The organism is Pseudoduganella buxea (genome assembly GCF_009720835.1).
Lineage (GTDB): Bacteria > Pseudomonadota > Gammaproteobacteria > Burkholderiales > Burkholderiaceae_D > Rugamonas > Rugamonas buxea.
Window position 1 is genome coordinate 1 of the sequence record NZ_WNKZ01000147.1, and the last position, 9,024, is coordinate 9,024.

A 9,024-nucleotide genomic window follows, 5' to 3' on the forward strand; every position below is an offset into this window, starting at 1 on the left:
AACTGGTTGTGGACCTACAATCACGACCGACCCAATATGGCGCTCGGCGGTATCACGCCAAAACAGAAATTGGCACTTGCCGCTTAACCTCTACTTTTAGCGTGCTCTAAAAATGGGGGGATTACCGGTCGCCTGTTCCTCACGACTGCTTTTCATCCTTACTTCAAACGCACTTGCGGCGTTGCTTCGTTGAGGGCGCTTAAGGTAGGAGATGATGTTCTCCCTTCCCTAATGGATGCCGAAGTGGTCTTCATCGGCGATAACGCGATGACGATTGCCGGCATCGAGTGCGATGAACTCACGCAAAAATTCTACCGCCAATCGTGGTATATCGAGATGATCGCGCCATGACCACCGCCATACCATTAGCCAACCCAGAATCGTTGCATCCATCACTCTGGCTTGCATCCCAACTAGCGCAATCTCATGGTCGCTGTGTCGACACCGGCTACCCGGCGTTGTCTGGTCAGCTTCCTGGTGGCGGCTGGCCAACCGGGACCCTGGTCGAACTTCTGTTGCAACAACCCGGTATCGGCGAGATTCGTCTACTCCAACCCGCATTGGCAGCACAGCAGCAATCAATTGTTTTGGTCCAGCCTCCCCATCAACCGCAGGCCGTCGCCCTCGCGGCAATCGGCATCCCTCCATCGCAACTCATCTGGATACGCAAAACGGCGCAAAGCGCCGATGCACTTTGGGCAGCTGAACAGGTCTTGCGCAGCGGCTGCTGCAGCGCGCTGCTGCTTTGGCAAACGCATGTACGAAGCGACGCACTACGCCGACTTCACTTGGCAGCACAGGCAGGGGACACAATGTTCTTTCTGATGCGGCCGCTTGCAGCTGCGCGCGACGCTTCGCCTGCTTCGCTTCGGCTCGCCGTCCGCCCCGTACACGGTGGAATCGACATCGAATTTGTGAAACGGAAAGGGCCGCAACGCGATGTGCCGCTTTTCTTGCCTCTCTCCCCGTCACTGATTCAGCGCCTTCCTCACAGGGTCGTTAAAGAACAGGAGCTTCACAGCAGTACTGACACTGTCGGGGCGCCAACCCAAAGCCAAGGACCCACCCCACCGTCGATGCCGGCACACCGACGGCCATGGGCAACAACATACTGAAACTGCCCGCATTCCATCACTGCACCAGGCTTTTCCAAGGACCGTAGGTGGGGCGACGGCCGTAGCTGTCGTGTTCGCCTCATATATATACAACTGTCTCTGAACAAACTCCTACCGCGTTCTGTACGTGAATGCTGAGATGAATCGCCACGACTATCTTAGACACTCCTGAGCCATAATGTCGGGCACAAGGAGAAGCTATGAGCGGTAAGCGGTACACAGAGGAATTCAAGATTGCAGCGGTCAAGCAGGTGGCGCAGGGCGGTCACCCAGCGAGCGAAGTAGCGGCACGGCTCGGAATAAGCATCCACAGTCTGTATGCTTGGGCGAAGCGCTATGGCATACCCGAGGCGGAGCGCAAGGCCGTCGATGCCCAGTCCGACGAGATGCGGCGCCTGAAGGCCGAGCTCAAGCGCGTCACGGAGGAGCGTGACATATTGAAAAAGGCCGCGGTGTACTTTGCCAAGACGTCCGGGTAAGGTACACCTTAATTGCTCAGTTGCAGGACCAATTCCCTGTGCGCCGGCTGTGCAAAGTGCTCGAGGTGCACCCGAGCGGCTTCTATGCCTGGCGCCTGAACCCTGAAAGCAAGCGCGCCAGAGAAGACAAGCGCCTGCTCGTGCCGATCAAGGAATCATGGCTGGAAAGCGGCAGCGTGTACGGCTATCGCAAGGTCAGCGACGATCTGCGTGAGCTCGGTGAACAATGCGGCATCAATCGCGTGCACCGTCTCATGAGGTCGGCCGGGCTTCGTTCGCAAACCGGATACGCCAAGCGCAAATACAAACGCGGCGGCGCGCCTTCGCTGGTGGCGCCCAACCAACTTCAACGTCAATTTGACGTGCAAGAACCCAATCGCGTCTGGGTGACGGACATCACGTACATTCGCACTTATGAAGGCTGGCTTTATCTGGCCGTAGTGCTTGATCTGTTCTCGCGCCAGGTAATTGGCTGGTCGATGAGTTCACGCATCGATCGCGAGCTGGCAATGAACGCGCTCTTGATGGCCGTCTGGCGACGGCAGCCCAAGAATACGGTGATGGTGCATTCTGATCAGGGTAGTCAGTTCAGCAGCTACGACTGGCGCGACTTCCTGGACCAGCACAATCTGCAGCAAAGCATGAGCCGACGAGGAAACTGCCACGATAACGCCGTGGCCGAGAGCTTCTTCCAGCTCCTGAAACGGGAACGGATCCGACGCAAGACCTACGGCACCCGGGAAGAGGCAAGGCAAGATGTCTTCGATTACATCGAGATGTTCTACAATCCGAAGCGCCGGCACAGCTTCAGCAATGACTTGTCGCCGGTCGAGTATGAAAAGCAGTATTTCAAGCGGCTCGCGAGTGTCTAGGAAACTCGTGGCGATTCAAAATGACGAAGCTGGCTAATGAGGTGCGGAAAAAAATGCGTTGAGCGACAAGGCGAAGAATTCGCAAAACCTAGAAAGCGTCTTTGATTTAGAACTCACTTCCATCATCCAAGGATTTCCCGTATGAGCATTTTTTCCGTGCCCCAATCTAAGCTTACTGCCTACGATGCAGGCCAAGGCATCGACCTCATGAAGAAGCTATTGTGGGCAGAAGCTTGGCGGGTGGGCATCCCTCGCCAGGATGTCAGCATCAGTGAAGCAATTACTGTAGCTGATGGAGGTATCGATGCGAGCGTCAACACGACCACGACACACGGCTCCATTCTCATTGCAGGTCACACCCATTATCAGATTAAAACAGGCGAGTCATTCAAGCCTTGGCAGAAGGCACAAATTCGCACAGAGCTTTTTGGAGAGGAACAGCCTAAGCTTCAATTTCTTGGACTTCAAACGAGGCGAGGACTGGAGCAAGGTTTCGCTTACTCGCTCGTCACAACCGGTCACGATCTGACAACCGAGCAGCGAGATCAGGCAAAGGATTGGCTCGCTGAGTATTTTTCTCTCTGCGGTTTTCCCGCTGTGTCGATTCACGTTCTAGGCGCCGGCGAGCTCGCAGGCATGCTAGAGCTGCACCCGTCGCTATGTTTGGAAATCAATGGTCTGAGCCATATCCGATTCCAGACCGTGGGCTCTTGGAGGGCCAACTCCGATATGACGCCAAGCCTATCGCTTGGCTTGGAGCAGAAGCAGTTTATCGAGCAGTTACGGGCGACGTTGGAGGACAGCAGTATCCAACACATTCGGATCGTTGGTGAGCCTGGAATTGGGAAAACACGGCTAGTCTTGGAGGCTGTGGCAGGCAATGAATCTGTGAGTGCTAGCACTATGTATTTTAGGCAGGCCAGCGACTTCCAAGATCAGTTCTTAAATGATCTCATGCGAGAAGGACAACCTCGATCACTGATACTCGTTATTGACGAATGTGAGGATCGCGAACGCTCAGAAATATGGTCCGCATTGAAGGATCGGCCCGGCGTCAAACTTGTCACCATTGACCACGGCCCCGGCACCACTGGCGGCGTCGGCATGCAAACCCTTCAGGCACCACTGCTGGAGCGAGAACAAGTCGAAAGCATACTTCGCACCTACCTCCCAGGAAATCAGCTTCTGTCAAATTGGGCTCTTTGGTGTGAAGGCTCTGCACGAGTTGCACATGCCCTAGGAGAGAATCTGAGAGACCATCCTGAGGACATACTTCGTTCTCCTGGTACCGTGCAAATATGGGACCGATTTATCTCTGGCTATGGCAGTGATGTTGATGGAGGCCGAGCCAAAACGGTGCTAATGCACATCGCATTGTTCGAGATGTTTGGCTATCGCAAGCCGGTTCAGGAGGAGGCTGACTTCGTTTCATCCCTTGTCCAGAAAACAGATCCGACTATCACTCGTTCAAAGTTCGATCAGATCGTTCACTACTACTTACAGCGGAGAATTTTGCAAGGGGACCGAACCTTAAGGATCGTCCCTAAAGCACTCCGCATCTACCTCTGGCGAGAGTGGTGGCAAAACTTCGGTGCGAGTGCTGATGTTCTGGAAATGCTCAACACGATGCCCAAGTCTTTGCATCGCTGGTTCATGCACTCATTCGTCTACGCACAGGATGTCAAACACGCACTGAGCGTGGTCCAAACCCTGCTTGACCCAGGCAACGGACTCTTTGCGGATAAAGCGGTGATGGCTAGTGAAGTCGGGGCGGGCTTTATTTCTGTTCTGGCACAGTCAGCACCAGCCGAGACGCTAACTCTCCTGCGCAGTATTTTGAAGTGGACCGATGATGACTTGACCGCTATTCGTAGAGAGAGGCATAGCTTGGCACGAGCACTGTCATTCATTGCAGTTTGGCAGCCCTATTTTAGAGCTTCGGCGAGAATTCTTGCGAGACTGTCTTTCGGAGAAAGCTCGACCTATTCCAACAACTGTCGTGGCACGTTGAAGGACTTGTTCATGCCATTTGGTGCTCCAACACAGACACCATTTGAGGAGCGGGTTCCGTTGGCGTTAGAGATGCTCGCAGATCAAAAAGACTTTGTGCGAGAGATCGGACTTGATACTGCTTCGGCCTGTTTAAAAGTTCGCGGAAGGAGCCGCATCATTGATGTGGAATTCCAAGGAGCCCGCCCGGAGATTGTTTTCTGGCAGCCCAAGCTATGGACTGAATTAACAGAGCCCTGGAGCAAAGTCATTGATGGACTGCTGAAGTCACGCTTATCCGTTGATGTGCTCTGGAAAAACAAGGTCGATAAAATTCTGATTGAGAGAACGGGAGATTTACTCAAGACAAACGTGCTACACGAGCTGTGCATCCAGACGCTCACGGATCTCGCCACCGAACGAAAAAATTTCGATCAGATTTATCAACTCCTGACCAACATCGGTAGATATCCACCCAAAGAGCTGGCGGGGGATGTGCTCGAAAAAATAGCCCAGCTCAAAACTCACATGGATGGAGCTGATTTTCATAGCAGAGTCTTGCGGCATGTGCTGTCAGCTATATGGGACGACGATATTGAGGAAGTCGAAGATGGTGGCACTGAACGACGAGCTCAGAGGATTCGATCATTGGCTGAAGATGCAGTAGCAGACTTGCGTTTGCTGCGAGTCGCTTTGCCAGAACTATTTGCCAATAGTGTAGTGCGTCAAGGAAGCCAGTTTGGTGAGTATTTGGCTGCCGCCTTCGGAGATGACCGATTTGACCAGGAGATGCTCAGCTATGCCACTAAGCATTCTGAGGAATGCCAGCATCCTTTCTTGTGGGGGTACTTACGAGGGGTGTTTGGGATTGATCCAGCCCGATGGGAGGCTCTTGCATTGGCCTTCCTTGCGAATCCCGCTCTGTGGATCATCTTGGCCGTAGTGGACTCTGGAGCGAGCCCAGCGGTCTTTGAGAGGCTTCTTGAAATTCATGAGAATAGTTCTAGCGATACGTCATGGATGTGCTTGCTGGGGCGTGATCCCATTCCCGCACTGTTAGGGCAGGATGGTATTCGCCGGGCGATTCAGGCTGTGCTTGATAAGAACGCTATTGGCTACCGCACAGCTATGCAGATGGCGGAGTGGACGCTCTGCAAGACAGATGATCCGCTAGACCTTCCAGTGGCAATCGCCGTTCTCGCTGCTGGAGCCGATCATGACGCTGATGTTATGTCAGATCATTATTGGGGCTTGGTGGCTAAGCGACTCTTGAAGCTTGCTCCCGAATACAAGATCGAGCTGTTCCGGTTGCTGGTCCAGGGCACGAAGTCGTTCGGAGCTATCAGCTCCGGCGGAAAGATCAGTAGGATCGCCTTCGATATTTGCAAGGAACATCCAGTTGAGACGTGGCCCATCGTTGCCCAAGCCCTGTTATCCGACAAATCGTATGTGTTTAGGATATGGCTTGGTGATGATGGAATCAGAGGCGATCCAGTTCCTCCAGCAATCACAGCATTCAAACCGGCTGACATCTTCGCGTGGATTGATGAAGACCGCGTAGAGCGAGCCCACAAAATGACTGACGTGCTACCAAAAACTTTGGAAATGGCGAACGGGGGCGAACTTACACGGGACTTCTTGGATCGATACTTCGATATTGAAGGCGTCGGTGAATCCGTCATGTTCCGCTTTGGAAGTGGAAGCTTCAGTGGTCCGAGAAGCCTTCATTTAGCTCAACGCCGGTCGAATGCACAAAGATGGATGGCGCAGGTTGGCATCTCTATCGTGGGCGAGTGGTTAGATGAGTATGTGCAAAAGCTTAGTAAAGATATCGAGAACGAAAAGATCATGGAAGAACGCAGTTTGCGGTGACTTGTGTTGGCGCCGACCGAAGACTGATGGGTCAGTATTGGGTCGGCGCCAACACCACATCCGCTAGAGCTTACGTCTGACGCTAACCAACGTCTGCAATTGGCCGATTGTAGCCTGTCGCGGGCCGCAGCTTCCGACAGCGTACAGCATGTCTCGGCCGGCAAGCATGTTCAGTTAGCGCCCGAACACAACTGCGCGCGCCATAGTTCTTTGCGCATACGCGCCAATTTTCAAGACTTGTTGGCCGGAAAGACAATTCCTGATATGCTTAGCAAAACGCTAGCGTTTTTCACACAGGAGCAGCTCGTGGCCGTCACGAAGACAGAGGTTGTTAGCGTTAGAGTCCCGCCGGATGTGAAGGCCGCGCTGGTTGCCGCCGCCGAGCAGGAGCGTTGCATCCGAACTACCAGCAGGTGTTGGAGAAGCTCCGGGCGACGACCCCGGCCGACGAACCGAACTAGACCGGAAAACACGTAAAAACTCGAGTCTTTATTTCATACGCGTGGACATACAACGCGCACCGTGCATGGGTAAGGCTCGTGGCGGTTCAATTACGATTGCTGGGCTACACTGTTCAAATCGACGAGGCCGTAGTGTACGGTTCTAGCTTGAGCAACTTCATGCGCGAAGTGGCAACAGCCGACCGGGTCTTGATGATCGTTGACGAGAATTACGTAGACCGTGCAGACAACCTTCCTGGTTCGGGAGTTGCGATCGAGAACCGCTGGATACGGGAAGCAGTTGACCAGAAACCCGAGTCGTGGCTCTCAGTTCTTTTCGTGGACAACGCGCAGTGTAGGTTGCCTGCGTGGATGGCCGACAAACGCCCCAAGGGATTCGACTTCAATTCTCGGCCAGACCTTGGCCAGTTTCCTGGAATTGAACAACTCGACGATCTTTGGCGTTGGATCGAAGGACTTCCCGCAGACAAGGCGCACGCGCTCCCGCCAGCCGTCCTCCGCGAGCGGGCGGCGCGGATTGAAAGAATTGATGTCGTGGGCGATCCGGCGAACTACGCAAATCCCACGTTGCGCGGTCGGGTAACATTCCAGTACGGAGACCACCTTCATTACACCGTAGGGCATGGGGAATATCAATTTAATGTCGCTTTCAGTGAGCATAGCGGCGATTCCGTGTATATGTATTCCGACAAAGGCTTGAAGGCGGTCGGACTCATCCCGAACACTAGCCTCGATACATTCGCTTTTGAGACTTTTCTGAGGCCCGCGAGAGCTGTGACGCCCGCTGTCGGACAAAAGGTCGTACTGATGAATCAGATTGGCGCGTTGTGCGTCATGACAATAGAAGCAGTTCAGCCGGAAATCAACGACGCTTCCCACACTCCAGCTGCAGTAACCTTTGCCTATGAAATCCTGGTGGGTCGATGAAGGTCCTTGGACGCTGCCATTGGGCTATTGGCATCGGCGACGCTAGCTCGGCGTGAGACCCGAGGAGTTCGGCCGGGTGTCTTTCATCAAAATCTACGGCCGCGCACGCAAAGCGGTTTGAGGACGGAAATCGACTTGTAAAAGGGCTTTCGCAGTTCTCGCTTTTATCGATTGCAGTCATAGCCTTGCCGCTGTCGCACACTTCCGATCCATCGACGATGCCTGACGTCGTGAAGACCTGGGCTAAGGCGGCATCTCCAATTGATCAAGCAATACAGTCGGCAGCCTAGCTGAGCTTGGCCGTCGAGAGCCGATCATTTAGTCCCACTTTACCAAATCAGCTGGCACATCAAATTGGTAGTGTCGCTTCATTTGCGTCCTGAACTCATTCCAGGCGTCCCGCCCTGCTGGCTCATGCGTGCGATGCAAACATTGGCCGCTACCTGCCAATTGTGATGGCCGCTAGGCTTTCACAATTCCAATGCACCATCTCACGACGGCGTAACGGCTAATCGTTGCATTAGGAGACTCCACTCTCGGGGCACCGCATTTCATGGACGAAATGCCGCACCACCGAGCCCAAGCTGTAAGCGCGACGCCCACGACCAGGTAGCGACGACCGTCACTGGTATAGCTTAGGCAAGTCGGCGACGAAGACTCGAGCATAGACGCGACGGTTCGCCGATTACTCATACACCTCAGGCGTGTCCCATATCCCGCCCACCTGCGATGGGCGATTCGGTGACACTGCATTCCTCCGTTCACGCTGCTTGAAACTTTTTGATCACGGTCTACAATCAAAACGCAATCCGTGGGTATCGAACCCACACCCCAACGGAAATCAATTTTTTCATTCGTTCGGGTCCTGCGCGGATTATCGTGTAGGCGTAGCGCTCGAGACGCGCCTAGTGCATTGATCGTGCTGCACGATCAATACAGTCTGATGCCACCATCGGTGTCCTCCATATTGCCCACCGGCGTAGCTATGCCTGGGCTTCCTGCACTTGACCGGTGATGACACTCGCTGTCGTGAATAGCCACAGCAAAAGACGTAAATCGACACGCCTACTCATCACTGCCACTCGATGAAATGTACAGCGCCCCATATTGCGCTAACCGAGCTGCCGTTCCGAAATCGCACCATTTGACCGCAGCCATCTCGGTGGAACAATTTTCTTGAACTGAATCGCCACGAGTTTCCTAGACACTCGCGAGCCGCTTGAAATACTGCTTTTCATACTCGACCGGCGACAAGTCATTGCTGAAGCTGTGCCGGCGCTTCGGATTGTAGAACATCTCGATGTAATCG

5 protein-coding genes are annotated in these 9,024 nt (G+C 53.9%); 4 read left to right on the plus strand and 1 reads right to left on the minus strand.

Translation table 11 applies throughout. The annotated features are described in order from the left end of the window. Window positions 1-347: 347 nt before the first annotated feature. The 4 genes from imuA (at window position 348) to GM672_RS26425 (ending at window position 7,715) form a co-directional block, all read left to right on the plus strand. Window positions 348-1,115, plus strand: coding sequence for a translesion DNA synthesis-associated protein ImuA (gene imuA / locus GM672_RS26405; RefSeq protein ID WP_155473497.1), 768 nt, complete (start codon window positions 348-350; stop codon window positions 1,113-1,115). 200 nt (window positions 1,116-1,315) lie between these two features. Then, a protein-coding gene (locus GM672_RS26410) for an IS3 family transposase (protein ID WP_155473498.1) occupies window positions 1,316-2,466 on the plus strand; the annotation gives its coding sequence in 2 pieces (ribosomal slippage) (window positions 1,316-1,556 and window positions 1,556-2,466; 1,152 coding nt in all). A gap of 141 nt (window positions 2,467-2,607) precedes the next feature. Then, window positions 2,608-6,327: a P-loop NTPase family protein gene (locus GM672_RS26415; RefSeq protein WP_155473499.1), complete on the plus strand. Its 3,720-nt coding sequence runs from the start codon at window positions 2,608-2,610 to the stop codon at window positions 6,325-6,327. Window positions 6,328-6,818: 491 nt separating this feature from the next. Continuing rightward, window positions 6,819-7,715, plus strand: a complete 897-nt coding sequence (locus tag GM672_RS26425; RefSeq protein WP_170300259.1) for a toll/interleukin-1 receptor domain-containing protein — start codon at window positions 6,819-6,821, stop codon at window positions 7,713-7,715. A 1,200-nt stretch (window positions 7,716-8,915) separates the two neighbouring features. On the opposite strand, the gene GM672_RS26430 is transcribed toward GM672_RS26425, so the two are convergent. After that, a partial coding sequence (locus GM672_RS26430) for an IS3 family transposase (RefSeq protein WP_155472497.1) occupies window positions 8,916-9,024 on the minus strand: 109 nt, incomplete at its 5' end.

Bases quoted from the DNA above. Each gene is read 5' to 3' on its own strand.
- imuA (WP_155473497.1), top strand. From the start codon at position 348: ATGACCACCGCCATACCATTAGCCAACCCAGAATCGTTGCATCCATCA.
- GM672_RS26415 (WP_155473499.1), top strand. From the start codon at position 2,608: ATGAGCATTTTTTCCGTGCCCCAATCTAAGCTTACTGCCTACGATGCA.